The organism is Streptomyces sp. MI02-7b (genome assembly GCF_033793585.1).
GTDB lineage: Bacteria > Actinomycetota > Actinomycetes > Streptomycetales > Streptomycetaceae > Actinacidiphila.
In genome coordinates this window covers 91,238-118,189 of sequence record NZ_JARAWX010000001.1, presented here as the reverse complement: position 1 = coordinate 118,189, position 26,952 = coordinate 91,238, and the positions used below count along the sequence as shown (strand labels likewise).

Here is a 26,952-nt window from a genome sequence, read left to right as displayed (position 1 = left end):
GCACGTTGACCACCTCCACCACACTGCCCGTGGGCGCCGGCGAGTCGACCGCACTGCGGCGGCTGCTCACGGCGCCCGCGGCGGGCCCGTTCGCGGCCCTCGTCATCGCGTCGGTGTTCTTCTCGATCTCGACCGACCAGTTCCTGTCCGGCGGCAACTTCTCGCTGATCCTCCAGCAGGTCATGGTGGTGGGCACGCTCGCCATCGGGCAGACGCTCATCATCCTCACCGCCGGCATCGACCTGTCCTGCGGCGCCGTGATGGCCTTCGGGGGCATCCTGATCGCCAAGCTGGCCGTCCAGGGACCGCTGCCGCCGGTGCTCGCCATCGGGATCGGCATCCTGGCCTGCGGCGTCTTCGGACTCGTCAACGGACTCCTGGTCCGGGCCGTGCCGCTGCCGCCGTTCATCGTGACGCTCGGCATGCTGAACGTCGCCTTCGCCCTGACCCACATCTACTCCGCCGAGCAGACGGTCACGGGCCTGCCCGGCCCGCTGACCGTGCTCGGCAAGACCTTCCCGCTCGGCCGGACCGACGTCACCTACGGGTCGCTGGTCACCGTCGCCCTGTTCCTCGGCTTCGCCTACGCGCTGAGCAGCACGGCCTGGGGCCGCCACGTCTACGCCCTCGGCAACAGCGCGGAGAGCGCCCGCCTGAGCGGCATCCGGGTCTCCCGGCTCACCGTCGGCGTCTACGCGGTGGCCGGCCTGGTCTACGGCATCGCGGCCCTGCTGCTGGTGTCGCGGACCGGTGTCGGCGACCCCCAGGCCGGCCAGACCGACAACCTCGACAGCATCACCGCGGTCGTGCTCGGCGGGACCAGCCTGTTCGGCGGCCGCGGCACGGTGCTCGGCACCTTCGTGGGCGTCCTGATCGTCGGTGTCTTCCGCAACGGCCTCCAGCTGATGGGCGTCTCGTCCGTCTACCAGACGCTGGTGACCGGCGTCCTCGTCATCCTCGCGGTGACCGTCGACCAGCTCTCGCGAAAGGGCACCCGATGACCGGCCCGGCCCCCTCCCACGAACCGGCGCAGGCGGCACCGGCCTCCGCCGGGTCCCCGCCGGCCGACCCCGCGCCCGGCGGCGGTCCGGAGCCGGTCCTCAGCGCACGCGGACTGGTCAAGCGCTACGGGCACGTCACGGCGATCGACGGCGCAGACTTCGACCTCATGCCCGGCGAGGTCCTGGCCGTCATCGGCGACAACGGCGCAGGAAAGACCAGCCTGATCAAGGCACTCACCGGTGCCCTGGTGCCGGACGCCGGCGAGATCCGGCTGCACGGCGAGCCGATCAGGTTCGGCGGCCCCCAGGACGCGCGGACCCACGGCATCGAGACCGTGTACCAGGACCTCGCCGTCGCCGCGTCCATGGACATCGCCTCCAACATGTTCCTGGGCCGCGAGATCCGCCGCGCCGGCGTGCTCGGCTCGGTGTTCCGCATGCTCGACAAGAAGGCCATGCGCCGCGAGGCCGCGGCGCACATGGCCGCCCTCAAGGTGGGCGTCGGCTCGCTCTCGCAGCCAGTGGAGACCCTCTCCGGGGGTCAGCGGCAAGCCGTGGCGGTGGCGCGCGCGGCGGCCTGGGCCCGCAGCGTGGTGGTGATGGACGAGCCGACCGCCGCCCTGGGCGTGAAGGAGTCGGGGCAGGTCCTCGACCTCATCCGCAGGGTCCGGGACAAGGGCATCCCGGTGATCCTCATCAGCCACAACATCCCGCACGTCTTCGAGATCGCCGATCGCGTCCACGTCCACCGGCTCGGCAGGCGAGAGGCGGTGATCAAGCCGGCCGACTACTCCATGGCCGAAGTGGTGGCCATCATGACCGGGGCGCTGAGCGTGCGGGCCGACGGGGGTACGGTCGTGACGGACAGCGACGCGGCCTCGGCAGCCGGGGTGCGGGGGAGCTGACCGCGGTTCCGGTATCCACCGGAGCGACGTCCACAAAGAAGGTGGTTTATGGCAGCGACCCGCAGACCGACCCTCGCCGATGTGGCCCGCGAGGTGGGCGTGAGCGCCAAGACGGTCTCCCGGGTCCTCAACGAGGACGGCCCCAGTTCCGCGGAGACCAGGAAGCGGGTACTGGAGGCCGTCGCCAAACTCGGTTTCCAGCCCAACCTGATGGCCAGGAGCATCCGGGTCGGCGGTCCGGACACCACGGTGGGCCTGGTGGTGCCGGACGTCGGCAACCCGTTCTTCGGAGCGGTGGCGGGCGGCATCGAGGACGCCGTGCACAGCCGTGGGCTGACCCTGCTCATGGGCTCCTCCGACGACGACCCGGAACGTGAACTCGCCCTGGTCCAGACGTTCCTGGCCCGCCGGGTGAGCGTACTGATGGTGGCTCCCGCCGTCGGTGCCGACCACGCCTACCTCAAGGCGCAGCGGTCCGGCGGCATGCCCATCGTCTTCCTCGACCGGCCCGGAAACGGCCTCACCGCCGACACGGTCGTCAGCTCCAACCGCTCGGGCACACAGGGAGGAGTGGCCCATCTGATCGCCCGTGGCCACCGCAGGATCGGCTTCATCGGCGACCTGCCTGCCCGGCTCTACACCCGCCGCGAACGGCTCGCCGGTTACCGCGCGGCGCTCATGGAAGCGGGTCTGCCGTACGACCGTGCCCTGGTCGTCGACGCCCACGACCCGTCGGGCGCGGCCGAGGCGACGGCCCGGCTGCTCGCGCTGCCCGATCCGCCCACGGCGCTGCTGTCCGGCAACAACGTCATGACCATCGGGGTCATGGTCGAGCTCTCGCGCAGCCGCCGCAAGGACGTCGCCGTCGTCGCCTTCGACGACGTCCCCATGGCCGCGATCCTCGAACCCGCGCTCACCGTCGTCGCGCAGAACCCCGTGGCGATGGGGGAGGTGGCGGGTGCCACCGCCGTCGAGCGGCTGGAGGGCGACCGCTCCCGCGCCCGTACGATCATGGTCGAGACCCGCCTCGTGCCCCGCGGCTCCGGCGAGCTTCCCGCGCCGCGCCGCCCGGAGTGAACACGGGCGCGCGCATGGAGGGTTCGTTGTCCGTCCGTCTCCGGGCCACAGTCGGGGGTATGGCCCGGAGACGGACGTTCCGCCCCGCGGGGCGGAGCCGGGTGATCAGCCGAACATGCCGGGCTTGTAGTCCCCGGCGGGCTGCTGGTTGATGACGTTGATGCGGTTGTAGGCGTTGATGACCGCGATCAGGCCGATCAGGGCGACGAGCTGGTCCTCGTCGTAGAACTTGGTGGCGTTGGCCCACGCCTCGTCGCTGACGCCGCCGGCCGCGTCGGCGATGCGGGTGGCCTGCTCGGTCACCTCCAGCGCGGCGCGCTCGGCGTCGGTGAAGACGGTGGCCTCGCGCCAGGCGGCGACCAGGTTGAGACGCACGGAGGTCTCGCCCGCGGCCGCGGCCTCCTTGGTGTGCATGTCGGTGCAGAAGCCGCAGCCGTTGATCTGGCTGGCGCGGATCTTCACCAGCTCCTGCGTCGCGTGCGGCAGCGCGGAGTCCGCCGCCACCATGCCGGCGGAGTTGATGTGCTTGAGGAACTTGCCCGCGGTCGGGTTGCCGAAGAAATTGAGGCGCGCTTGCATGCTGCTCTCCTGTGCCGTGGGAACCGATACGCAGCTCTGACCGCACAGCGGAGCGGAATGTGACAGCGGGCCGAAGGTGACGTGGGTCTCATGGGTCGTCCGCGGCGCGTGTCACCACTGGCGGCGGCGTTGGGCCGACGGGCTGACATTCCCGGGTGCGGCGCCACGGACCGTGCTCCACCGGGCATGAACCCCCGCGTGGTTCCACCGCCGGCACCCCGGGGAAGGCCGAGGATGATCGACAGGCGCAGCTTCGGAAGAATCGTCGGTTCGGGAACGGCAGGCCTCGTCCTGGCCGGTCTGTCGACCGCGTGCTCGACGTCCCCGTCCGCCGCGAGCAAGGCCGCACCGGCCGCCCCGGCGGGCGGCAAGGAATCCCCGGGCGGCGGGGCCTCGTTCGGCCCGCTGAAGCAGATCGACGCCGGCGTCCTGAACGTCGGCTACGCCGAGGCCGGCCCGGCCGACGGTCCCGCCGTCGTCCTCCTGCACGGCTGGCCGTACGACATCCACAGCTACGTGGGCGTCGCCCCCCTGCTGGCGGCGAAGGGCTACCGGGTCGTCGTGCCGTACCTGCGTGGGCACGGGACGACACGGTTCCTCGACCCTTCCACCCCGCGTGCCCCGCAGCAGTCGGCGTTCGCCCTGGACATCGTCGCGCTGATGGACGCCCTGGGGATCAAGAGGGCGATCCTCGGCGGCTACGACTGGGGGTCGAGGACCGCCGACATCATCGCGGCGCTGTGGCCGGAACGGGTCAAGGGGCTGGTCTCCGTGACCGGGTATCTGATCACCAACCGGAAGGCCAACCAGCAGCCGCTGCCGCCGAAGAGCGAGTGGGCGTGGTGGTACCAGTACTACTTCTCCACGGAGCGCGGCCGGCTCGGACTGGAACGCAACCGGCGTGACCTCGCCCGGCTGGTGTGGACGTTCAACTCCCCGACCTGGGCCTTCGACAACGCCACCTTCGAGCGCACCGCGGCGGCCTTCGACAATCCGGACTACGTCGCCATGGTGATCGGCAACTACCGCTGGCGGCTCGGCCTGGTCGACGGCGATCCGCGGTACGACGCACTCGAGGCGCGCCTGGCACGCGCACCCGTGATCACGGTCCCCACGGTCACCCTCGACGGCGCCGTGGATCCCTTCACACCGCCGGGCGACGGCTCCTCCTACCGTGCCAAGTTCACCGGCCCGTACGCACACCGGACTCTGGACGGCATCGGTCACAACGTCCCGCAGGAAGCCCCCGCGGCCTTCGCGCAGGCGGTGCGGGACGTCGACCGCATGTGACGCCCGCCCGCCGGGACAGGCGGCTCGCGCCGCCTACGGCGCCGGGTCGGGCGCGGGTGCCAGGACGCGGCCCAGCCAGTCCGTGCGGGTGCGGCGTGCGAGGGCGGAGAGCCGCGCGTCGGGGAACAGTGCGTCGAATCCGTGGCAGCCCCCGGCCCAGATGTGCAGTTCGGCCTGGCCCCCGGCCGCCCAGATGCGGGAGGCGTGGCCGACGGCCTCGTCCCGGAAGACCTCGGCCGAGCCGGCGTCGATGTAGCCGGACGGCAGGGCGGACAGGTCGTCGGCCAGGGCGGGTGAGACGTAGGCGGGAACGTCGCCCCCTGCGAGGTCGCCGAGCACGGACTGCCAGGCGAAGGCATTGGTCTCGCGGGTCCACACACCCGGTTCGCCGGCGTACTGGTGGCTCGAGACGGTGGTGTTGCGGTGGTCGAGCATGGGGCAGATCAGGATCTGCGCGGCGACGGCGGGGGTACCGCGGTCGCGTGCCAGGAGGGCGAGCGCGGCGGTGAGCCCGCCGCCGGCGCTGGCGCCCGCGATGACGATGCGGTCGGGGTCGATGCCCAGTTCGCCGGCGTGTTCGGCCACCCACAGCAGCCCGTGGTAGCAGTCGTCGACCGCGGTGGTGCCGGTGGCCTCCGGTGCCAGCCGGTAGTCGACGGAGACCACGACGGCACCGAACCGGTCCAGCCACTCCAGCGGGATGTCGATCTGCGCGAACCGGTCGCCCATGATCATTCCTCCGCCGTGCATCCAGTACACGCACGGTGCCGGTGTGGTGCGGTCGGCCGCCGCGGGGGTGAGCACGGACAGCGGGATCCGTGCGCCGTCAGGGCCGGGGGCGGCGACGTCGCGCCGGGTGAGCGCATGGCCCGCGAGCAGGGATTCGACCGGCGGCGACGGCATCTCGCGCAGTTGCGCGAGGAGTTCCGCAGTCAGCTCCGTGACGAGCGGCATCGGGGCGAGAAGGCTGCGCAGCTCGGGGTCGAGGCCGGGGCGTGCGGGAGACACGGGCGGGTCCTTTCGGTCAGCGGGGAGGAGGGACGGTCTGCGGGACTCGCGAGCTCAGAAGGCGGCCTTGCCGCCGACCGGGACGTAGTCGGTGTAGGGCGATCCCTCCGCGACCAGTTCCCGGACCTGCGCCACGATGGCCTGTGCGGCCGCGCCGGCGAAGACCCGGTGGTGGTCGTCCTCGGTGGTCCAGCCCTCGGTGACGTGGACGACGTCGCGGTCGGCGGCCGAACGGCAGACGAGGTAGACCAGGCAGTGTTCGCTCGCGGCGGGGTTGCCCTCCTCCAGCGCGGTCAGCAGGAGGTCGACCAGCCGGTCGCCCATCGCGGGCCGGGCGGTCAGCGTGGCGTTGAATCCGTAGCCGACGGTCATGGCGGTACTCCTCTTTCGACGGGGTGCACGGATGTCTGTTCCTCTCCTGACGGGAGATTCCGCTCTCTGCCGTCGGGGAGTCACTGATCTCATTTCACCGCGATGACATGCGACAACGGTAGAACGAAGCTCGTCCGCACTTGCATGATCCTCCTGTCCACGGGAATGCGGGACGGATGGCTGTGCTGCAATGGGGCCATGGGATTCGACGAGCTCCGTGCCCTGCTGGCCCGGCACGTGCGCGATGACGCCACCACCGACATCGCCGGTCTGCACATCGCGAGGGCCGACCGTGCGGGACCGCCGACGACGTCGATGTCCGGCACGGTGCTCGCCGTCCTGGCACAGGGCGCCAAACGCCTGGCGCTGGGGGACCGGCTGTACGAGTACCGCCCCGGCACGTACTTCGTCGCCTCGGTCGACCTCCCCGTCACCGGCCACTTCACCGAGATCGGCCCCGACCACCCGGCTCTGGGACTCGCCCTCGTCCTCGAACCGACCGCGATCGCCGAACTCCTCCTGCGCGCCGGCCCGGGGGACCTGCCGCGCCCCGCCCCGGCCGCTCCGCCGGGGATCGCCGTCGGGGAGATGTCGCCGGAGCTGCTCGACGCCCTGATCCGGCTGGTGCGGCTGCTCGAGCGGCCGCGGGACCGGGGCGTGCTGGCCCCGATGGTCATCCGCGAGATCCTGTGGCGGCTGATCACCGCTGATCAGGGCGGTGTCGTGCGCCAACTCGGGCTGGCCGACAGCAGCCTCAGCCACATCGCACGCGCCGTGCGGTGGATCCGCGAGCACTACGCGGAGCCGTTCCGCGTCGAGGACCTGGCCCGGCGGACCGGCATGAGCCCCTCGGCCTTCTACCGCAACTTCCAGGCGGTGGCGGCGATGAGCCCCATTCAGTTCCAGAAGCAGATCAGGCTCCAGGAGGCCCGTCTGCTGCTGGCCGCCCACCCCCACGACATCACCGGGGTGGGTCACCGGGTCGGCTACGACAGCCCGTCGCAGTTCAGCCGCGAGTACCGCCGCCGGTTCGGCGTACCCCCCAGCCAGGACGCCGCCCACCTGCACGGACGTGCCGGCACCGCGGCAACGGCGCTGCCCTGAACGCCCGGCGGCCCCCGCCGACGGCTGGGAAGCCGTCGGCGGGGGCCGTTGCAGCGCCGCGCGGTGGCGCCGTGATGTCCGGCTACTTCTTGCGGGTCACCGGGAAGGAGCGGATGACGGTCTGGTCGACCGCGTTGCCCGCCGCGTCCTTGGCGGTGAGGCGGATGGACGCGTAGCCACCGGCCTTGGGGGTGGACAGGACGACATAACCGAGATCGCCCGCGCGCCGGACCGGCAGGGTCTTCCAGGTCTTGCCGTCGTCGAAGGAGATCCGCAGGCCCAGCGACGTGGTGGCCGCCTTGCCGCCGCGTTCGGCGGTGACGAGGAAGACGTACGTACGGCCGCCGGCGACGCTGCCCGAGGTGTTCACCGGGCCGTTGAGCCGAACGTTGATGAGCGGCTGCTGGGTCATCGCCGTGGTGCCCGGCCGCTGCGAGGTGAACGTCCAGGTGGCCGAGGCCTTGCTGCCCAGGGTCGACCAGCCCACCGAGCGGGTGCCGGAGGACTTCAGGGTGTAGGTGGCCTTCTCGTACGGAACAGCGGTCTGCAACTGGCCCAGGGAGTCCAGCGACGCGACCTTCACCCCGTTGCGGTACAGGGTCGAGGAGCCTGTGGTGCCCCGGGCCTCACCGGAGTACGTCGCCGTGTTCGCGGCGGCCGAGGAGAACAGGCCGGGGGTGAGGTAGAGCTGGTCCTCGAGGCGCAGGGCGTCGAGCGACCGGGCGCGCAGCGGGGTCTGGTTCCACAGCCGGGTGTAGGTCGCGGCCGGCCGGAATCGTGTGGTGTCCGCGAACTGGATCTCGTCGAAGCCGGCGGTGCCCTGGGCGCGCATGCCGAGCGTGCGGTCCCAGACGATCGCGGCGTCGTCGGTGTAGTAGCGGGTCTGCTTGCCCGGGACCGGGATCTCGTTGCCGTCGACGAAGGCGACCGCGCCGTAGGTCGGGACCGGGGTGTCGATCCGCACGCCGAGCGGCTTGCCGCCCTGGCCGGCGTAGGTCTCCTCGACCCGGCCGAGCGAGCGGTCGGAGAGCCTGCGGGTGAGGGTGGAGGGGATGCCGCCCTTGGCGTTGACGGCGAGGTTGTACGCATAGCTCGACGCCGGGCCGGTACGGGTCGCGGGGATCGTGCCGGTCCACCGCTGGCTGGTCAGGAACCAGAACGCGTGGCTGGTCACCTGGGCGGTCGGCGTGGCGTAGATGCGGTCGCCGGGGAAGCCCATCACGAACTTCTGCGTGCCGTAGCGGCCGTCCGCGCTGACGGACGTGACGCTGGCGAAGATGCCCTCGTTCTCGGCCTGGCTCTTGTCGACGGTGAGGTTGACCTGCTCGGCGGTGCGGCCGTCGAGGTCGAGCGAGGTGTCGGCGGTGAGGTGCACACCCGGCTCGGAGAACAGCACCGAGGTGTGCGCCACGGGGTCGAACTTGTTCGCCGAGACGTCGTACTCGCTCTCCGGCAGCTGCATCGACGCCGTGCCGTCGGCATCGGTGACGACGCTGTACTGCAGGCCGGTCCGGACGTCGAAGGCGTTGACGTACGTGCCCTCGCCGACCGGCTTGCCGTCGAGGCCGAGGACGGTGAACGACATCGCGTGGGTGAGCGGTTCGGCGTAGACGCCGAAGGCGTCGCGGACCGTGGTGGCGCCGTCGTCCGTGGTGGCGACGACCGAACCGCCGTAGGCGCCGACCATCGTGGCGTCGACGGTGGCGGTGAGCGTGGCGGACGCGGTGCCGTGCGCGGGGACGGTCACGGTGCCGGCGGACAGGGCGAAGGCACCGGCGGGCGCCTTCTGGCCCCGGGGCCCGTTCGCGTCGACGGACAGGTGCAGCGTGACGTCGGTGGCGCCGTCGTTGGCGTAGGTGACGGTGCCGGTCCGGGTGACGCTCTGGTGCGGGTAATCGGCCTTGCCGAAGCTGATGTTGCCGGAGGTGGCCCGCACGCTCTGGACCGCGGCGCGGGCCACGTCCAGTCGTCCCGTGCCCTGGTCGTAGGCGGTCAGTCCGGGCAGGCCCTTGGCGGCGCTGGTCAGGGCCGACTTGAAGTCGGCCGCCTTCCAGTCCGGGTGCTCCTGGGCGAGCAGCGCCACCGCACCGGTGACGTGCGGGGTCGCCATCGAGGTGCCGGACGCGGTGACGTACGAGGTGCCGACCGGGTCGCCCATCGTGGTGCCCGCGGCGCGGGCCGCGGTGATGTCCGAGCCGGGTGCGACGATGTCGGGCTTCACGGCGAAGTCGCCGATGCGCGGTCCCCGGCTGGAGAAGTCGCTGAGGGCGTCCTGCTTGGTGGTACTGCCCACGGTGAGCGCGGAGTCGGCGATGCCGGGGCTGCCCACCGTGCCGCCGAAGTAGTCGGCCGCGGGGGCGCCCTCGTTGCCCGCCGCGATCACGAACAGGGTGCCGTGCTCGGCGGTCAGCTTCTCGACCGCCTCGGTGAGCGGGTCGGTCTGCGCGTACGGCGGCGAGCCCAGGCTGAGGTTGACGGCCTTCGCGCCGGCCTCCGACGCCCAGGTCATGCCGTTGATGACGGCGTCGTCGGGACAGAAGCCGTCGTTGTCGCAGACCTTGCCCACCAGGAGCGTGGCGTCGGGGGCGACACCCTTGTACTTGCCCGCCGAAGCCGCGCCGGTGCCCGCGATGATGGACGCGGTGTGGGTGCCGTGGCCGTGTCCGTCGACCACCGTGCCGGAGCCCGTGAAGTCCATGGTCCGGCCGGCGGCGGCCTTGTCCTTGAGGTCCGGGTGGGTGGGGTCGTAGCCGGTGTCGAGATCCGCGACGGTGACGCCCTTGCCGGTGATGTGCACGCCGTTGGCATCGACGCTGTCCCAGACCTCGGGGGCGCCGATGATGCCGGTGCTCTCGGCGAGGGCGACCCGGCTGCGGCCGTTGAGCCACAGTTCGCGCAGCGGGCCGCGCAGCCCCTGCGTCCCGGTGACGAACTTCCAGAAGGAGGCGGCGTCGCGCTTGGCCGGGGCGAAGCTGCCGCCGCCCAGAACGTCCAGGGTGCGGGTGATGCGGGCAGCGTGCTGCTGGACCGCGGCGCGAGCCGTGGCGGACTTGCCGCTGCGGCTCGAGTAGATCAGCGGGAAGGTGCTCGTCGAGGCGTCGTCGTAGCCGGCGTTCACCTGCTCGGTGACGTCGAACAGGCGGGCGTCGAGCCGCCCGTCGGCCAGCAGGGCCTGCGCGTCCGAGGGAACGACCGAGATGTGGTGCTCGGTTCCGTGCCACTCGTGCGAGAGCTGGAAGCCGATGCCGGTGCGGCCGGGACCACGCTGCACGCTCACCGCGGGGACGCCGCTGGCGCCTTGGACGACCGTCACCTTGTCACCGGTGATCAGCGTGAGGGTCCGGACGGTCTTGACCCCGGCCGCCGCGGTGCCGACGGCGGGTGCGGCCGTGGCGGGGCTCTGGGATGCCTGGGCGGCGCCGGGGACGGCGCCCGCCAGGAGGCCGGCCAGCGCGGGGATCAGGGCCCAACGGGCTTGTATTCGCATGTACGACTACCCTTGGCCGCCCGGGAGACCTATAACACGGGCGGCGGACAGTGGAGCACCCGGCGGTTTCCGGGCGCCCGGGAACGGGGCCGGGGCAGCCCTGTGACGGGGACGTCGGACGTCCCGCTCAGTTCGAACTCCGGACCTGGTTCTTGGTCACGAGGGATGAGGGAACCACACTTGATCAAGGTTGCATAGTGATCTGGCTTTGCTTGGGAAAAATCGACTTCTCCCGGTCCTGCGGCACCGTACCGGAACCGTTCCACCGCTTCGGCCAAGAAAGCGCGTGAGTAAGGGAGTTCACGGATCGGCCGCCCGGCGTCCCGGGGGGACGACCGGGCGGCCGTGGTCTTGAGCACCAGTGGCGGGACCGCGCTGAGCGGGACGGCTTTCCCGCCCCGTCCTGCCGTGGCGGCCGATGCGGCGCGCCACCTCACCGCCGCCCGTGGAATGGCCGACGGGAAGCGCGTCCCGCGGATACCCGTGGGGGAGCGGGGCGCGGTGCGGCCTCACTTGCCGGCGGCTCCCGGATGACGCAGCGACTCGAACGCGGCGCGCAGTTCCCTGCTGAAGATGTCCGGCACTTCCCACGCGGCGAAGTGACCGCCCTTGCGGGCCTTGTTGAAATAAATGAGATCGTGATACGCCTGCTTGGCCCAGCTCAGCGGCGCCTGGTAGATCTCGCCCGGGAACACCGTGATGGCCGCCGGCAGCGAGACCGACACCGCGTTGAAGTTGTTGGCGTTGTTCTCCCAGTAGAGGCGGGCGGAGGAGACCGCGGTGTTGGTGACCCAGTAGAGCGTGATGTCGTCGAGCATCTCGTCCCGGGTCAGTACACGCTCGGGGTGGCCGCCGCTGTCCGTCCACGCCGCGAACTTGTCGTACATCCAGGCGGCGAGTCCGGCCGGCGAGTCCGTCAGTCCGTATCCCTCGGTCTGCGGGCGGGTGACCATCATGGCGGAGTAGCCCGAGCCCGTCTTGTAGAAGGCGGCGAGTTCGTCGAACGCGGTCCTCTCGTCCACGGACAGGCCCGCCGGGGCGGGGTCGCCGCAGGCGAGTCTCTTCGCGATGTCCGGCGGAACCGTGGCCGGGAAGTTGACGTGAATGCCGAGCAGTCCCGCAGGTCGCTGCACCGCCATCCGGTCCGAGATCACCGCGCCCCAGTCGCCGCCCTGGGACACGTAGTGCCGGTATCCCAGGCGCTCCATCAGTACGGCCCAGGCGCGGGCGATGCGGTCCGGGCCCCAGCCGGTGGTCGTCGGCCGCTCCGAGAAGCCGTAACCCGGCATGGACGGGATGACGAGATGAAAGGCGTCCTCCGCGCGTCCTCCGTGGGCCGTCGGGTCGGTGAGCGGGGCGATCACCTTGAGGAATTCCAGGACGGATCCCGGCCAGCCGTGGGTCAGGATCATCGGCAGCGCGTCCGCGTGGCGCGAGCGGATGTGGAGGAAGTGGATGTCGAGCCCGTCGATCTCGGTGATGAACTGCGGCAGCGAATTGAGCCTCGCCTCGATCTTCCGCCAGTTGTAGGAACTTTCCCAATAGCGGGTGAGTTCCTGCATCGTCGCGAGCTGGACACCCTGTGACTGGTCGTGGACCGTTTCGCGGTCGGGCCACCGGGTGGCGACGATGCGCCGGCGGAGTTCGTCGAGATCCCGTTCCGGAATGTCGATGCGGAAGGGGCGAACGCTCGTGCCCGGGCTCGCGCCGGTCTTCTTGGCGACCGGCTTCCCGGAGAGCAGGCCGAAGGCTCCTGTGGTTGCCGCGGTCATCGCGGCGGCAGAGGCGAAGAGCACCTTCCGCCGAGAATGCCAGTGGGGAATTTCAGGCACGACAGATCTCCTTGGGCCGTTCCGAGCATTTCCTGCGGCGACCAAGAGGGCCGGTGTTCTCGAGGCGAATCAAAGTGACCGCGTGTCACGCTAAGTGTGCCTCTGCACGGCCGCAACCCGGTGCCCGCAAACGGCTGATGACGTGAATCCCGGCGGACGTGAGCGAGTTGCGGGCGTCCGGAGGGTGTGTTTACGCTCCTTCGTCCCGGAGTGCGTTTCGGCCGGAACGGAGCCTGTGGAGGTGCGCCATCCCGGAGACGAACGACTTCGCGGCACTGGTCATCGGCGGATCGCTGGGCGGTCTGGCGGCCGCGCACGAACTGCGGGCCATCGGGGCAGACGTCTCCGTCTACGAGCGATCGGTGGGCCCGACGCCGGCACGCGGCGCCGGCATCGTCGTGCAGCCGGAGATCGAGGCGCTGCTGAACCGGTTGGGCGTTCCCGCGGAAGCGGTCGGCGTCGAACTGCACGAGCGCCAGCAACTCGATGTGCGGGGCAAGGCCGCGCGCCATGAGGCGCCGCGGTTGATGACGGCGTGGGACGCCCTCCACCGCGTGCTGCGCGAGCCCCTCGCCGACGTGTGCCACCGCCTCGACGGCGCACTGAGGCGTGTACAGGTGGAGGGCCACGAGGTCACCGCGGAGTTCTCCGGCGGCCGCGCCGCGCGCGGCAACTTCCTGGTGGGAGCGGACGGAATCGGGTCGGCGACGCGCAGGCTGCTCGACCCCTCTTCCCGTCCGGCCTACGCCGGTTACGTCGCCTGGCGGGGTCTGGAACCCGAGTCCCGGCTTTCCGGTGAACTCCTGGAGCTCTTCTCGGGCCGTCTCACGCTTTTCACGTCCAGTGGCATGCAGATGCTCTGCTCCCTGGTTCCGGGACCCGACGGAGAGCTGGAGAAGGGCTCGCGGCGCGTCAACTGGGTCTGGTATGTCAACGTCGCCGAGCAGGATCTGCCCGGACTCCTGACGGGCCGCTCAGGAAGGCGTTTCGCGCACTTCCTGCCGCCGGGCGAAGCGCTGCCGGAGACCGTCGAGCGGGTCCGTGGGCAGGCCGAGGCCTCGCTCCCGCCGGCCCTCGCGGAACTGGTGGGGCTGTCGGATCTCTTCATGCAGCCGGTCCATGACGTCCCCCCGTGGCGCATGGTGGCCGACCACGCGGCGCTCATCGGCGATGCGGCGGGCACGGTCAGGCCCCATATCGCCGCGGGCGCGTCCAGGGCGTTCGGTGACGCCGCGGGTCTGGCGACCGCTCTGCTCGGATGGACCCCCGTGCAGCCGCTGCCCGCCGTCGCACTGGAGTACTGGGAGGTGCGACGCCTCGACCACCTGGTCACGCTGTCCGTGGCGGGGCGGGAGCAGGCCGCGAAAGCCTCGCTGGGCGCGGGGACGGGGGACACGTTCTTCGCGTCCCCTGTGCCGTGATTTTGCCGATTCAGGAATTCACCATGACCTCACCTTTTCGCGCCTTTTATCGGCCGACAAGTCCAGGTCTGTGATGTGCGACACCTTTCTTCAGGACGTGTTTCGTGCGGCATAGCATCGAGAAAAGTGAGGCGTTATTCCCGTTATAGCCAGTTTGAGGTGACAGCATGCCCATTCCCGTGTCCCAGGCCCTCGAAGAACAGGGGCAGGCGGCTGCCGAGAAGGCCGCCGGGCTCCGCAGGCCGGGCCGGTTCCTGGTCGGCTCCATGCTGGCCGGGGCGTTCATCGGGGTTGCGGCGGTCCTGCTGCTCGCGGTCGCCGGGCCGCTGCTGGCCGCTTCGTCCCCGTACACGAAACTCGTCGAGGGCCTGGTCTTCGGGGTCGGGCTGACCCTGGCGGTCTTCGCCGGTGCCGAACTGGCCACCGGCACCATGATGACCGCGGTTCAGGGGGCGATCGTCCGTCGCATCACCGCGGCCGACGCGGCGGCGCTGATTCTCGGATCGTTCGTCGGCAACCTCGTCGGGTCGGTGCTGTTCGCCTGGCTCGTCCACGGCAGTGGCGTGATCACCTCCGGTGGCGCCCCCGGGCACACCGCCCCGGCACTCGCCCTGCTGGCGAGCCTGATCAAGGCGAAGGCCGCCGAGTCGGGAGCGGCGCTGTTCTTCCGCGGAGTGCTCTGCAACTTCCTGGTCTGCCTCGCCGTGTGGATGGCGGCGCGGACCCGGTCGGAGGGCGCCAAGCTGACCGTGATCTTCTGGTGCCTGCTGGCGTTCGTCGGTTCGGGCTTCGAACACGTCGTGGCGAACATGACGTACTACGCGCTCGGCCTCTTCGAGCACGTGCCCGGTGCGAACGCGGCCGCCTTCGCCCGGAACCTGCTCCTGGTGGGCCTGGGCAACCTCGTCGGCGGCGGTCTGCTCGTCGGGGCGGCCTACGCCTTCCTCGGCCGCGGCCCGGGGGCGAAGAGTGCCGGTGAATCCTCGGAGAGCGAGACACCCGCGACCGTCCCCGCCTGAGCGGGCGAACGCTGCGGCGTGCTCCCGTCGGCGGGCGGGGCGCACGCCGGCTCATGTCAGGTTCGCCGCACGCCGACTGATCACCTTTCATGCGGGCAGTTGAACACCCGGCGCTCCCTCGTGAACGGTGAACGAAGCTCTGTCGCGGAGGCTTACCGGCCGCGCCGCCTGCAATTTAGCCTCCCCACCATGTCCGACATCTCCCGCCGCAAGCTCCTCGGCGCTCTCGCCGGTGGTACCGCGCTCTCCTTCCTTCCCCCGTCGCTCCTCGAGGCCATGGCCGCGCCGATGGCGCCGGGCGGCATGGACGCGATCGAGCACGTCATCGTGCTGATGCAGGAGAACCGCTCCTTCGACAACTACTACGGCGCCCTCAAGGGCGTTCGCGGCTTCGGCGACCGCACCCCGCTGCGTCTGCCCGGCGGTGCCAGTGTCTTCGGGCAGCCCCGGGCCGCCGGCGGTGCCGTCCTGCCGTTCTCCGCCCGGCAGGCCGCGCGCGACGCCGGCCGTCCCGAGAGCGACATCCAGTACCTCGGCTCGCTCCCGCACGGCTTCTCCGACGCCAACCAGGCGCGGGCGAACGGCTGGTGGAACGACTGGGTCGCCGCCAAGGGGCAGAGCACCATGGCGCACTACGACCGGCGGGACATTCCCCTCCAGTACGAGCTGGCCGACCGCTTCACCATCTGCGACTCCTACTTCTGCTCCGTGTACGGCTCGACCAACCCCAACCGCAACTACCTGTGGACCGGTACGACGGGCTACGAGCCGGACGGCGTCAACAGGGCCGTCACCAACGCCGCCTACGACTACGACCACGGCGGCTACGACTGGACGACCTACCCCGAGCGCCTGGAGGCGGCCGGGATCTCGTGGCAGATCTACCAGGAGTGGGACAACTTCACCGACAACGCCGTCGAGTACTTCCGGCCGTGGAAGGAGATCGGCCGCAAGATCCTCACCAGGGTCAGCGGAGGGTTCGCCACCACCGAGCAGTTCTACGACAGCCTCTGGGACCGGACCCCCGCGGACCGCCAGGCGGCCCTCGCCCAGTTCCAGCAGGGCGTCGACGCCCTGAACGAGGCCGAGCGCCGGCTCTTCCTGCGCGGCGCCTACCGCTCCGAGCCGGACACCCTGATCACCCGGATGACGGAGGACATCCGCAACGGCACCCTGCCCAAGGTCAGTTGGATCGTGCCCACGGCGGCGCTCTCCGAGCACCCCGGCTCCTCCACCCCGGTCGGCAGCGCCAACCTCATCTACGACCTGCTCGACGCCATCGCGAGCGACCGCGAGACCTGGTCGAAGACGGCGGTGTTCATCAACTTCGACGAGAACGACGGCTACTTCGACCACGTGCCCGCCCCCGTCGCGCCCAAGCCGGAGTCCGGCAACAGCGACGACTGGTTCGGCGGCCGCCCGGTCGGCCCCGGCCCGCGTGTGCCGATGACCGTCGTCTCACCGTGGACGCTGGGCGGCTTCGTCTGCTCCGAGGCGTTCGACCACACCTCCGTGATCCGCTTCCTGGAGCGCTGGACCGGAGTGCGGGAGCCCAACATCAGCGCCTGGCGCCGCAGCGTCTTCGGCGACCTCACCTCCGCCTTCGACTTCAGCCACGGACGCAACCAGCCCGACGTGGAGCAGCCGGGCGCGGTGCCGGCGCCGATCGGCCGCTGGAACCCCGTCCCGCCGAAGGAGCAGGCGCTCCCCGAGCAGGAGGAGGGCACCCGGCCCACCCGTCCCTCTCCGTACCGCCTGTCGCTGCGCGCCGAGGTGGCCGGGGACCAGGTGCGGCTGAGCCTCGGGAACACCGGCGGCAGGGCCGCCGCCCTCACCGCGTACCCCGGCGACGGTGCGGCCCCGCAGACCTGGACGGTGGCCGGTGGCGCGACCGCCGACGGCACGGTCGCCTACGGCGCCGACGGCTACGACCTGCAGGTGCGCGGTCCCGGCTGGGCCCTGTGGGAGTTGCGCGGCGCCGGCGTGGGCGCCGAGGCGTGCGTGGTGGACGAGACCGGCACCGGACCGGTCCTGGTCCAGTGCAGCAACCCCTCCTCGACGACCCGCACGCTGCTTGTGGGGGAGTCGGTCTACCCGCGCAACGCCAATGACGAGATCCGGAGCGTCACCCTCGAGCCGGGCCAGACGCGGACCGTGTCGGTCCACCCCTCCCACCACGGCTGGTACGACATCGTGGTCGTGGACCTGGACGACCCGCGCTTCCTGCGCCGCATCACCGGCCACCAGGCCGACGGCAAGGACGGTGTCACCGACCCGGCCACCGGAACGGTCCCGGCGCTGAGCGCGGCGATCACCCTCCCTGAGCCGCTGCCCTCCCTGGACACCCCGCTCGCGCAGGGCAGTCCGGCCGACGTCGTCGTCACCGTGACCAACCAGGGCACGGCCACGCTGACCGGCCTCGCGGTCGCGCTGCTCGCGCCCGCCGGCTGGACGCTCCAGCAGCCGGACGCCGCGCCCGCGTCGCTCGCCTCCGGAGCCTCCGCCGAGGTCCGCTTCACCGTCACCCCGGCCGCGGACGCCACGGCGGGCAGCCTGGTCGTCGCCGCGCACGCGGACGGCAGTGGACTGCTGAAGGTCGCCGACGCGCGCGTCAGGACCAAGGTCGCGCCGGCGATGAGCGTCGCCCTGTCCGGACCGGCCACCTCGCCGAAGACCGACGGCACCGTGCTCTCCCCGGACCGGCCGCTCACCGTCACCGCGACCGTCACGAACGCCGGGAGCACCCCGCTCACCGGCCTGGCGTCCTCGCTCGCCCTGCCGAGCGGATGGCGGGCCACCCCGGCGGACGGCGCGCCGGCCTCGGTGCCGGCGCGTTCGTCGGTGGCACTCACCTGGGACGTCGTCGCCCCGGCCGCGGCGGCGCGCGCCTCCGCCACGCTCCAGGCCACCGTGACGGCCGTCCTGGCCGGACGGACCAAGGAGCAGACCGCGTCGCTGGCCGCGAAGGTCGGCCCCGTCATGACCGGTCTGCTGCTCGCGGAGGACTTCGAGTCCGTCGCCCCCGCCCTGGCCCCGGCCGCCGACCTCAGCCGGCCCGGCCTGGTGGGCTGGACCCGGACCACGCCCGAGGGCTGGACGATCACCAATGCCCCGGGCATGCCGCAGGGGACCCGGGAGCTCCAGGGCTGGTCGTTCCTCTCCAAGCAGTTCTGGTTCCCGGCCGCGCAGGACCGCACGAACTTCACCCGCGGGCTGGGCATCGTCGCCGTGGCCGACCCGGACGACTGGGACGACACCGGCAGCCCGTCCGGCCGCGGACGGTTCGACTCGACGCTGACGACCCCCGCGGTCGCCATCCCGGCGGGCACCTCGACGCTGCACCTCGGCTTCGACTCCCACTACCGCCAGGAGAGTCCGCAGGAGGCCGAGGTCACCGTCGAGTTCGACACCGGCCAGAAGTCCCGGGTGCTGTACTACTCCAGTGCCACCTCCGGGAACACCAACCGCGGCCAGGACCAGCAGAACCGACTGGTCGACCTGCCCGTCGCCGTCCCGTCCGGGGCGACCTCGGTCACGGTGAACTTCCGCATCTTCAACGCCGGCAACAACTGGTTCTGGGCCATCGACAACGTGCGCCTGGGCACCGGCCCGATCGCCGACGCCTGATCCCACCCGCCTGCGCGGGGACACCTCCGTCCCCGCGCAGGCGCGCGGTACGTCAGCGCCTGGCCAGGCAGAAGGGATGCCCGGCGGGATCGAGGAGCACCCGCCATCGGTCGCCGCCCGGCTGGTGTTCCGGTGCCGTCGCGCCCAACCCCAGGAGTTCGGCCTCGGCTTCCGCGAGGTCGTCGACCGCGAAGTCGAAGTGCCCCTGCTGGGGGACCAACGGGCCGGGCCAGCTCGGCGCCCGGTAGCCGTCGACCCGCTGGAAGCCGATGAAGAACCCGTCCTCGCGGGTGAGGCCGGCGAAGTCACCGTCGGAGTCGGGATGGAGTGCGAACCCGGTGGCCCGCTGGTAGAACGCGGCGAGCGCCTCGGGATCGGCGCAGTCGAGTGTGACCGCCGTCAGTCTCATCGGCAGTGTCATGGCACCTCCGCAAGAGCCGTCGTCCGCGGGTGCGAACCCGTGCGGCTCACACTGTAGTGGCCTCGGCCCGCCGGTGGATCACCCCCCGTCCTCCCCGGCGCGGGCGGCTTTGCGGAGGCGGCGCAGCTTGAGGGCGAAGGCCACTGCCGAGACGCCGAACAGGACCGCGGTGATGATCAGCCAGCGGGGGAGGTAGACGTCCAGGGTGAGCGCTGTCGCGTCCGGGTAGGGGCGGGAGATGCCGAGGACGAGGGGGAACCACACCAGCAGGAGCAGGCCGGACAGGAACGCCGGTACCCGCAGGTGGTTGATCCACGGCGCCCTCGGCACGGTGTCCTGGCGGTGCCGCAGTACGGACAGGGCCGACAGGTCGGCGAGGGAGTACAGGGGCAGCAGGATCAGGTCGTGCAGGATCGCCGCTCCCACCAGCCAGATCGCCACTTCGACCGGCCGTACCGCGAACAGCCGCACGCAGGCGTACGCGGTGAGCGCGAAGGAGCAGAGCAGCACCAGCAGGTGCAGGGGGTTGGCGCCGTACCAGCGCAGGGCCCGTGCCATGGTCACGTCCTGAAGGTGAGCCGGTGCACCCACTTGGTGTTGTTCACACCGGGGTTGGCCGGGACGATGATGCGCGCCGGGTAGCCGTGGTCGAGCGAGAGGTCCGCCCCGTTGACCCGCAGGGCGAGCAGGGCACGCGGGTCGTGGATCTGGTTGCCGCGCAGCATCACCGAGCTGTAGGGGCCCGGCGGTTGCACCGACTCCACCAGCACACTCCCGGCAGCGGGGAGGCCCGCCATGGCGGCGAGGTCGGTGAGCCGCAGGCCGCTCCAGTGCTGGTCCTCGGTGGACCAGCCCTCGACGCAGGCGATCGGCAGCGCGGCCGCGTGCCGGCGCATCGCGAGGAGCTGTTCGCGGGTGAAGACCAGGGCCTCACCCCGGCCGTGGACCTCCAGCCGCCAGGCGGGGCCGGTGAGAGTCCGGGTGACGCCGACGGAGGCGGCCGTCTTGTTGATCTGGAACCCGTTCGGACCGCTGCCCGGATTCCGGTTGTGCGGGGCGAGCAGAGCGGTGCCGCGCAGCACGCCGCCGATGCTCTGTCCGGCGGTGACCACCAACAGGGCCAGCGACCCGGCTCCCACCATCCCCACCGCCCCGCGCCGCGAGATCGTGGGGGCCGCCGGCGCGACCGGCACCAGACCGTCCGGGTCGGGCGGCTCGGGGCGGGTGCGGGAGCGACCGGTGCGCAGTTCGGCCCTCAGCCCGCGGGAGCGCAGCGCGTGTCTCATGCGCCCGAACTTCAGGCACACATGGACGACGAAGGCGGCGATGAACACCCACGCGCCGTAGAAGTGCAGGGTGTAGAAGGAGCCGGGAAAAACGTAGAGGAGCTGGATGTTGAGGAGCCCGGTGACGAACTCGAAGACGGCTCCGCCCACCAGGAAGAGCAGGGACAGCCGCTCGAGTCCGTGCGCGAGCGACCGCAGCGGCGGCCACGAGAAGAGTTTCGGGATGACCGACCACAGTTTGGCCAGCAGGACGGGCAGCAGGACCACGCCGAGGGTCACGTGGACGCCCTGGGTCAGCCGGTAGAGCCAGTACGGGTGGGTGGGCCAGTCGAACAGGTAGAAGCCGAGCAGGCCCTTGCCGGGGGTCTGGTCGTTGAGCGGGCCCAGGTCCGGGTTGTACGCGGCGTAGGACAGGGCCCCGGTCACGAACAGCACCGGGATGCCGAGGAGCAGCACCAGCGCGAACACCGACGTCAGCCACGGCCCGCGGATCGGGCTGCGCCAGAACCCGGGACGGAAGGGTCCCGGGGGCGCAGATGCCTCACGGGCCCGCCGCAGGTTCCGCCACGGGTGCGTCCTGCCGCGCCTCGACCGCCCCGGTCCGCCGGCCGGACCGGGGGCCGGGCGCTGTCCGTCACCGCTCATCAACCGTCTCCTCCGCCTCCGGGCCGTGCCCTGGGCGGGGGAGCGAGCGGCCTCGATCACGCTTCGCTACACATAGACCAACGCGACCGGCGGGAGGCCGCACCACCACCACGGATCCCGGCACGTACCGCGAACACCGCACACGACCCCACCCGGGTGGCCCATTCCCGGATCCGCCGCAGGAGTCCCCGGGGGAGAGGGGAGTGCGGGTGCGGTGGTGCCGCTCGCGTCGGCGATGCTCGTCGGCCGACGTGCGGCGGCGTGTCCAGGGCGACGGCGGGCGAGCCCCGTCCTCGGTGAGGGCCTTCCTGCGGCTTGGCCGGGTCGCGGACCGGAACGGCCGTACGTGGTGGTCTCCACGCCGTCGCCGTCGCCGTCGCCGTCGCCGCCACCGCCACCGCCGAGGCGGCAGGCGGGCTGCTGGTCTCCGAGGCCCGGTCAGCCGTGGCCTCCCGCGGCCACGGGGAGTTCCCGCCGCTGGGGCCGGGGCGGCGCTCGCGGGGCTGGTCGCACGCACCAGGGCAGACGAGGTCCTGGTCAGCACGGACGGGTACGACCGCGCGGCACGGCACGACCGCCGGTGCGACCCGTCGCCGTGCCCCCGGTCGCGCACGAGGCGGTCGTCCGCGAGGCGGTCAGGGGCCGGTCGCATCCCGGCCCCTGACGGGTCATCAGGCGCGGTCGGGGGTGCGGTTCGCGGTCAGCCCCGGGCGAGCAGTTCGAGCGTGTCGACGACGCGGTTGGAGAAGCCCCACTCGTTGTCGTACCAGGCCACCACCTTCACGTGCCTGCCGTCGACGCGGGTGAGGGCGGAGTCGAAGACGGCCGACGCCGGCTGGCCGGTGATGTCGCTGGAGACCAGCGGCTTGTCGGTGTAGTCGAGGATGCCCTTGAGCCTGCCGTCGGCGGCCGCGCGGTAGGCCGCGAGCACGTCGTCGCGGGTGACCTCGCGCGAGACCGTGGTGTTCAGCTCCACGATCGAGCCCACCGGGACCGGGACGCGGATGGAGTCCCCCGACAGCTTGCCCGCGAGGTTCGGCAGCACCAGGCCGATGGCCTTGGCGGCCCCCGTGGTGGTGGGCACGATGTTCACGCCGGCCGCGCGGGCGCGGCGCAGGTCGCGGTGGGGGCCGTCCTGGAGGTTCTGCTCCTGGGTGTAGGCGTGCACCGTGGTCATGAAGCCGTGCTCGATGCCGGCCAGGTCGTCCAGCACGGATGCCAGGGGGGCCAGGGCGTTCGTCGTGCACGAGGCGTTCGAGACGATCACGTGCGCGGCGGGGTCGTAGACCTCGGTGTTCACGCCGTAGGCGAGCGTGACGTCGGCGCCGTCGGAGGGGGCGCTGACCAGCACGCGCCGGGCACCGGCGTCGATGTGGGCACGGGCGGCGTCCGCCTTGGTGAAGCGGCCCGTGGACTCGAGCACGATGTCGACGCCGAGTTCGGCCCACGGCAGCTTGGCGGGCTCACGTTCGGCGAGCACCTTGATGCGGCGCCCGTCGACCAGCAGGTCGGTTCCGTCGACCTCGACCGAACGGCCGAAGCGGCCGAGGGCGCTGTCGAACGCGAGCAGGTGCGCGAGCGTGTCGGGGGCGGTGAGGTCGTTGATGGCGACGACTTCGAGGTCGGTCTCGCGCTCCAGCAGGGCGCGGAGGGTGTTGCGTCCGATGCGGCCGAATCCGTTGACGGCGATGCGGGTCATGAAGGTGCCTTTCGTGTCGTCCTGTCGCCTCCATCGTCGGTATCCGTGCGAAGGGCCGACAGTGGCCCGAATGACACCGTGCGCAAGGATCTCGCCACGCGTGCCGGACGGGCGCGCGGCCTCGCCTCGGGGCGGGCCGGGGGCGGGTCAGGCCGAGAAGGTGTGCCGGTACTCGGTCGGGGAGGTGCCGAGGATGCGCTGGAAGTGCAGCCGCAGGTTCGCCCCGGTGCCGAGCCCGACGCGGCCGGCGATCTGCTCCACGCCCAGATCGGTGCGTTCCAGCAGTTCGCGTGCCAGGTCCACCCGCGCCCTGAGCACCCACTGCATGGGCGTGTAGCCGGTGTCCTCCACGAACCGGCGCGAGAAGGTCCGTGCCGACACCCGCGCGTTGCGGGCCAGGGTCTCGATGGTCAGCGGTTCGGCGAGATGCCCGAGCGCCCACTCACGGGTGCTCGCGAAGAGGTCGCCGAGCGGCTCCGGCACGCTCCGGGGGACGTACTGCGCCTGCCCTCCGCTGCGGTACGGCGCGGCCACCAGCCGTCTGGCCACGTGGTTGGAGAGGGCGACGCCGTGGTCGCGCCGCACCAGGTGCAGGCACAGGTCGATGCCCGATGCCGCGCCCGCCGACGTGAGCACGTCGCCCTCGTCCACGAAGAGCACGTTCTCGTCCACCCGCACCCGCGGATGCCGCTCGGCGAGGGCCCTGGTGTAGTGCCAGTGGGTCGTCGCCCGCTTGCCGTCGAGCAGGCCCGTGGCCGCCAGCGCGAACGCTCCGGTGGAGATGGCGGCGAGCCGGGTCCCCCGCTCGTGGGCGGCCATGAGCGCGTCGACGACCGCGGCCGGCGGGCGGGTGGTCGCCGGCTCCCGGTAGCCGGGGATGAAGACGGTGTCGGCGTGCGCCAACGCCTCGAGGCCCTCGGCCACGTGGTACGACAGGCCGTCGCCGCCGGTCACCGGCCCCGGAGTCGCGCCGCACACCCGCACCTCGTACGGCATGCTCGGCCGGTTGGAGAACACCTGGGCGGGGATGCCGACGTCGAGCGGCTTCGCCCCGTCGAGCACGAGCACGGCGACACGGTGGTTCTCGCGGCTCATCGGGCCTCCTTTCCCATGACGCGGACGACCTCTGTCGCAAGCATCCTGCCATCGGGGAGCGGGCGCCCGGGGCCGCGAGGGTCACCGCCCGGCGGTCCAGGCGGATCGGTAGTCGGGGACGACGACCCGTGTCGCCGGGCACGCGTGGCGCACCTGGGCGACGAAGGCGTCGACGTCCGCCGCCGGGTCGCGGAGCGGGGGCCCGCTCAGCGGCCGCTCGAAGTTGTCCCAGTGCACGGGTACGACGACGCCGGGGGCGCCGAGTGCCCCCAGCAGCCGGGGGACGTAGCGGTACGTCGAGGCGCTGGTCGGCACCGCGATCATCGCCAGGTCCGGGCGGAGCCCGTCGGCCGCGCGCTCGCTGAAGTCACTGGCACCCATGAGGAACGCGGACGGCCCGCCGCCGGCCGTCACCTGGAAGGCGAGGGTGTCCCCTTCCGGCAGGTCGGCGATGGTGCTCGGGGGCGCCGCGGGCAGGGCGGAGAGGGTGCCGGGCGCGAAGTACGCGTGCTGCCGGTTGCGGCTGTGCAGGCTCGGGACGACCTCCACCGTGATGCCGTCGAAATCCAGCACCTCGCCGCCCCTGACCACGGAGATCTGCGACGCGTCGACGCCGAGCGCGACCAGCAGGTGGTACGTCGTCTCCGTGCCGACGACGCGGGCCCCGGTGGACTTGGCGATGTGGGGCACGTCCGCGAGGTGGTCCCAGTGCGAGTGGCTGACCAGGACGAGTTCGGGGCGGCCGATGTGTGTCCGCACCTCGTCCTCGTCGGTCCGCAGCCGGGTCTGCGGGTCGAAGGCGCCGGTGAAGAGACCGGTCGGGAACCGCGTGAGGTACGGGTCGAACAGCACGGTCCGGCCGGCCACGTCGATGCGCCAGCCGGCGGTGCCCAGCCAGCGGAACGATGCCGTGCCGGCATGCGGCGGCGCCTGGCTCCGGGAGGAGGGGACCGTACCCGGTGCCAGTGGTGCGGCCGCGGAGACCGCGGCCCCGCGCAGCATCGTGCGCCGCCTGAACCCCTGCTGCCGTCGTGCGTCACTGTCGTCACTCATGGGGCCCAGAAGATCAGGGCCGAACCGGCCGCGTCCAAGACCAAAATCCCGCACCTGTCATCAGTGATCGGATATGAGGGCAGGTCAGACGCCCTCGGTCCGGAGGAAGTCGACGGCGATCCGTGCCGCGGCGCCGATCGCCGCATCCACGGCGGGGCGCGAGGCCGTCAGTTCCCGGGTGCGCGTGAAGACGGCCACCGCGTAGCGGGCTCCGTCGGGGTGGCGGACCACTCCCGCCTCGGCGTGAAGGCCCGGCAGGGTGCCGGTCTTGGCCGCCACCGTCACCTCGTCCGGGAAACCGGACACCAGGCGGTGCCGGAAGACCTGCCGGCCCATCAGTTCCCGTACCTGGTGGCAGGCTTGGGCCGGTCCCGCCTCGTCGCGCCAGATGAGGCGCAGCAATCGGGTGATGTCCCGGGGAGTGCCGGCGTTGGTCCGCTCCGGGTCCAGTACGGACAGTCGCCGCTTGTGCTCGTCCGGCAGCGTGGGCCAACGGGCCGCGAAATCCTCCTCGGTGCGCGCCCCGACATCGGTGAGCATCGACTCCAGCACGTCCCGGGGACCGCCCACGACCCGGATCCCAGGGAGCCCGAGCTCCTCGGCCAGCAACCGCACGGTGTCCAGGCCGATCCGCGCCAGCAGCAGATCCGCGGCGGTGTTGTCGCTGACCGCCATGGCGAAGTACGCGAGATCGCGCAGCGAGATTTCGATGTCGTCCGCGCATCCGGCGGTTCCCCAGCCGCCGAGGCGGTCCGCCGCGGTCACCCGGACGCGTTCACGGGGGTCGAGCTGGCCGGCCGCGGCCTGCCGGGCGAACTCCAGCACCACGAGGATCTTCAGGACGGAGGCGAGGACCACGGACTCGTCCGCGCCCACCGCGACCTCCGGCGCGTCTCCCGGCCCCGCGCCGACGGGGACGGCATGCAGCATGGCTTCGGCGCCCGCCGCCGCGAAGACCTCCCGGATCTTCCGCTCGACCATCAACAGCTCCCTCCCGTAGGGTCCTTGCCCGTGGATCTCTTGCGACACCTGCGCATTTTCGTCGCCGTCGCGGAAGAACTGCACTTCGGCCGGGCCGCGGAACGGCTGGGCACGGCCCAGCCGCCGGTCAGCCGGGCGGTGCGCGGGCTGGAGAAGGAGCTCGGCACCGAGCTGTTCGACCGCTCGCGCCGCCGGACGGCGCTCACCGCGGCGGGCACGGTGCTGCTGGAGGAGGCGCGGGAACTCCTGGCCCGGGAGGACCGCCTGCGGGCGGTCGCGCGACGTGCGGCCGACGGCGGTCCGGGCACCCTGCGGGCGGGCGTGCCGCCCGGCACCACCGCGGCGGTGATCTCCGCGCTGCTCGCCGCCTGCGCGGCCGACTCCCCGCGGCTGCGGGTCGATCTGCGCGAGGCCACCACCGGGGAACAGATGCGATCGCTCGGCTCCGGCGGCCTCGACGTCGGTCTCGTGCACCGGCCGGTGGCCGGGACGGGACTGCGGTTCGGACCGGAGACCGTTTTCGACCTGGGCGTGGTGCTGCCCCGCACCTCGCCGCGGGCCCGGCAGGCCCAGGTGGCACTCGCCGAGCTGTCCGGGCAGGACCTGCTGCTGTTCCCCCGGGACGACGCGCCCGGATGGTACGACCGGCTTCTCGAGAGCTGCCGCGCCGCGGGCTTCGTTCCGGGCGAGGTGCGGCACGCCTCGAGCCCCGAGTTCCTGCTGGCCCTGGTCGCGGCCGGCCACGGCGTCGCCTTCGACCAGGGGCACACGGCGCGCAAGGAGCCCCGCGTGGTCTGGCGCCCCCTGTCCGGCCGTCCCCTCGTCCGCCGGATCGGCGGTGCCTGGCCGGCGGGCCCCTCGGCGCACCCGGCGGCCGCCCGCTTCGCCGAACTCGCCGCCGGCGTACTGGCGGCGGACCGTACGGGCGCCGTGCGCCAGGACGACGGCACTGACCCGCCGGACCCGCCGGACCCGCCGGACAGCCCGGACGGGCCGCCCCGCCCGTGGTCGGTGGTGTTCGGCTGAGGGAGCGCAGCGGGCCCTGTCCCG

Annotated in this window: 21 protein-coding genes; 9 read left to right on the top strand and 12 right to left on the bottom strand. The window is 72.0% G+C overall.

What is annotated here, in order from left to right:
• Positions 1–5 precede the first annotated feature (5 nt).
• The 3 genes from PV364_RS00510 to PV364_RS00500 are packed head-to-tail and all read left to right on the top strand — an operon-like array spanning position 6 to position 2,983.
• Positions 6–1,001, top strand: coding sequence for an ABC transporter permease (locus tag PV364_RS00510; protein WP_319657515.1), 996 nt, complete (start codon positions 6–8; stop codon positions 999–1,001).
• Positions 998–1,906, top strand: a complete 909-nt coding sequence (locus PV364_RS00505; protein ID WP_319657514.1) for an ATP-binding cassette domain-containing protein — start codon at positions 998–1,000, stop codon at positions 1,904–1,906. Before PV364_RS00510 ends, PV364_RS00505 begins: the two co-directional genes overlap by 4 nt.
• A gap of 48 nt (positions 1,907–1,954) precedes the next feature.
• Positions 1,955–2,983, top strand: coding sequence for a LacI family DNA-binding transcriptional regulator (locus PV364_RS00500; RefSeq protein ID WP_319657513.1), 1,029 nt, complete (start codon positions 1,955–1,957; stop codon positions 2,981–2,983).
• Positions 2,984–3,088: 105 nt separating this feature from the next.
• Here the strand turns inward: PV364_RS00500 and PV364_RS00495 are convergent, their stop codons facing one another.
• On the bottom strand, positions 3,089–3,562 hold the full coding sequence (locus tag PV364_RS00495; RefSeq protein ID WP_319657512.1) for a carboxymuconolactone decarboxylase family protein: 474 nt from the start codon (positions 3,560–3,562) through the stop codon (positions 3,089–3,091).
• A 234-nt stretch (positions 3,563–3,796) separates the two neighbouring features.
• Between PV364_RS00495 and PV364_RS00490 the strand changes: the two genes are divergently transcribed.
• Positions 3,797–4,852: an alpha/beta hydrolase gene (locus PV364_RS00490; RefSeq protein ID WP_319657511.1), complete on the top strand. Its 1,056-nt coding sequence runs from the start codon at positions 3,797–3,799 to the stop codon at positions 4,850–4,852.
• Between the two features lie 33 nt (positions 4,853–4,885).
• Here the strand turns inward: PV364_RS00490 and PV364_RS00485 are convergent, their stop codons facing one another.
• Positions 4,886–5,860 carry an alpha/beta hydrolase gene (locus tag PV364_RS00485; protein WP_319657510.1) on the bottom strand — a complete coding sequence of 325 codons (975 nt, stop codon included), beginning with the start codon at positions 5,858–5,860 and terminating at the stop codon, positions 4,886–4,888.
• Between the two features lie 54 nt (positions 5,861–5,914).
• On the bottom strand, positions 5,915–6,232 hold the full coding sequence (locus tag PV364_RS00480) for a putative quinol monooxygenase (RefSeq protein ID WP_319657509.1): 318 nt from the start codon (positions 6,230–6,232) through the stop codon (positions 5,915–5,917).
• A 198-nt stretch (positions 6,233–6,430) separates the two neighbouring features.
• Here PV364_RS00480 and PV364_RS00475 point away from each other — a divergent pair, with 198 nt between their 5' ends.
• A complete protein-coding gene (locus PV364_RS00475) occupies positions 6,431–7,336 on the top strand; it encodes an AraC family transcriptional regulator (protein WP_319657508.1) in 906 nt (301 codons plus the stop codon).
• A gap of 82 nt (positions 7,337–7,418) precedes the next feature.
• Here PV364_RS00475 and PV364_RS00470 read toward each other — a convergent pair whose 3' ends face one another.
• Complete coding sequence (locus PV364_RS00470) at positions 7,419–10,823, bottom strand: S8 family serine peptidase (RefSeq protein WP_319657507.1); 3,405 nt, start codon at positions 10,821–10,823, stop codon at positions 7,419–7,421.
• 509 nt (positions 10,824–11,332) lie between these two features.
• Entirely contained in the window at positions 11,333–12,655 is a 1,323-nt protein-coding gene (locus PV364_RS00465) for an epoxide hydrolase family protein (RefSeq protein ID WP_319657506.1), read from the bottom strand.
• Between the two features lie 233 nt (positions 12,656–12,888).
• On the opposite strand from PV364_RS00465, the gene PV364_RS00460 reads away from it, so the two are divergent.
• The 3 genes from PV364_RS00460 (at position 12,889) to PV364_RS00450 (ending at position 18,722) form a co-directional block, all read left to right on the top strand.
• Positions 12,889–14,076 carry an FAD-dependent monooxygenase gene (locus PV364_RS00460; protein WP_319657842.1) on the top strand — a complete coding sequence of 396 codons (1,188 nt, stop codon included), beginning with the start codon at positions 12,889–12,891 and terminating at the stop codon, positions 14,074–14,076.
• A gap of 167 nt (positions 14,077–14,243) precedes the next feature.
• Entirely contained in the window at positions 14,244–15,095 is an 852-nt protein-coding gene (locus tag PV364_RS00455; protein ID WP_319657505.1) for a formate/nitrite transporter family protein, read from the top strand.
• Positions 15,096–15,284: 189 nt separating this feature from the next.
• The gene (locus PV364_RS00450; protein WP_319657504.1) at positions 15,285–18,722 is read left to right on the top strand and encodes a phosphocholine-specific phospholipase C; all 3,438 of its coding nucleotides are present in this window, start codon (positions 15,285–15,287) and stop codon (positions 18,720–18,722) included.
• A 52-nt stretch (positions 18,723–18,774) separates the two neighbouring features.
• Here PV364_RS00450 and PV364_RS00445 read toward each other — a convergent pair whose 3' ends face one another.
• From PV364_RS00445 to PV364_RS00415, 7 genes are all read right to left on the bottom strand, one after another.
• The gene (locus tag PV364_RS00445) at positions 18,775–19,143 is read right to left on the bottom strand and encodes a VOC family protein (RefSeq protein WP_319657503.1); all 369 of its coding nucleotides are present in this window, start codon (positions 19,141–19,143) and stop codon (positions 18,775–18,777) included.
• A 78-nt stretch (positions 19,144–19,221) separates the two neighbouring features.
• Positions 19,222–19,701, bottom strand: coding sequence for a hypothetical protein (locus PV364_RS00440; RefSeq protein WP_319657841.1), 480 nt, complete (start codon positions 19,699–19,701; stop codon positions 19,222–19,224).
• A gap of 2 nt (positions 19,702–19,703) precedes the next feature.
• The gene (locus tag PV364_RS00435; protein WP_319657502.1) at positions 19,704–21,074 is read right to left on the bottom strand and encodes a molybdopterin-dependent oxidoreductase; all 1,371 of its coding nucleotides are present in this window, start codon (positions 21,072–21,074) and stop codon (positions 19,704–19,706) included.
• A 700-nt stretch (positions 21,075–21,774) separates the two neighbouring features.
• A complete protein-coding gene (gene gap, locus PV364_RS00430) occupies positions 21,775–22,773 on the bottom strand; it encodes a type I glyceraldehyde-3-phosphate dehydrogenase (protein ID WP_319657501.1) in 999 nt (332 codons plus the stop codon).
• A 147-nt stretch (positions 22,774–22,920) separates the two neighbouring features.
• Entirely contained in the window at positions 22,921–23,868 is a 948-nt protein-coding gene (locus PV364_RS00425) for a GlxA family transcriptional regulator (RefSeq protein WP_319657500.1), read from the bottom strand.
• An 81-nt stretch (positions 23,869–23,949) separates the two neighbouring features.
• On the bottom strand, positions 23,950–24,921 hold the full coding sequence (locus PV364_RS00420; RefSeq protein WP_319657499.1) for an MBL fold metallo-hydrolase: 972 nt from the start codon (positions 24,919–24,921) through the stop codon (positions 23,950–23,952).
• An 84-nt stretch (positions 24,922–25,005) separates the two neighbouring features.
• Positions 25,006–25,902: a serine hydrolase gene (locus tag PV364_RS00415; protein ID WP_319657498.1), complete on the bottom strand. Its 897-nt coding sequence runs from the start codon at positions 25,900–25,902 to the stop codon at positions 25,006–25,008.
• A 30-nt stretch (positions 25,903–25,932) separates the two neighbouring features.
• On the opposite strand from PV364_RS00415, the gene PV364_RS00410 reads away from it, so the two are divergent.
• On the top strand, positions 25,933–26,928 hold the full coding sequence (locus PV364_RS00410) for a LysR family transcriptional regulator (protein ID WP_319657497.1): 996 nt from the start codon (positions 25,933–25,935) through the stop codon (positions 26,926–26,928).
• Positions 26,929–26,952 lie beyond the last annotated feature (24 nt).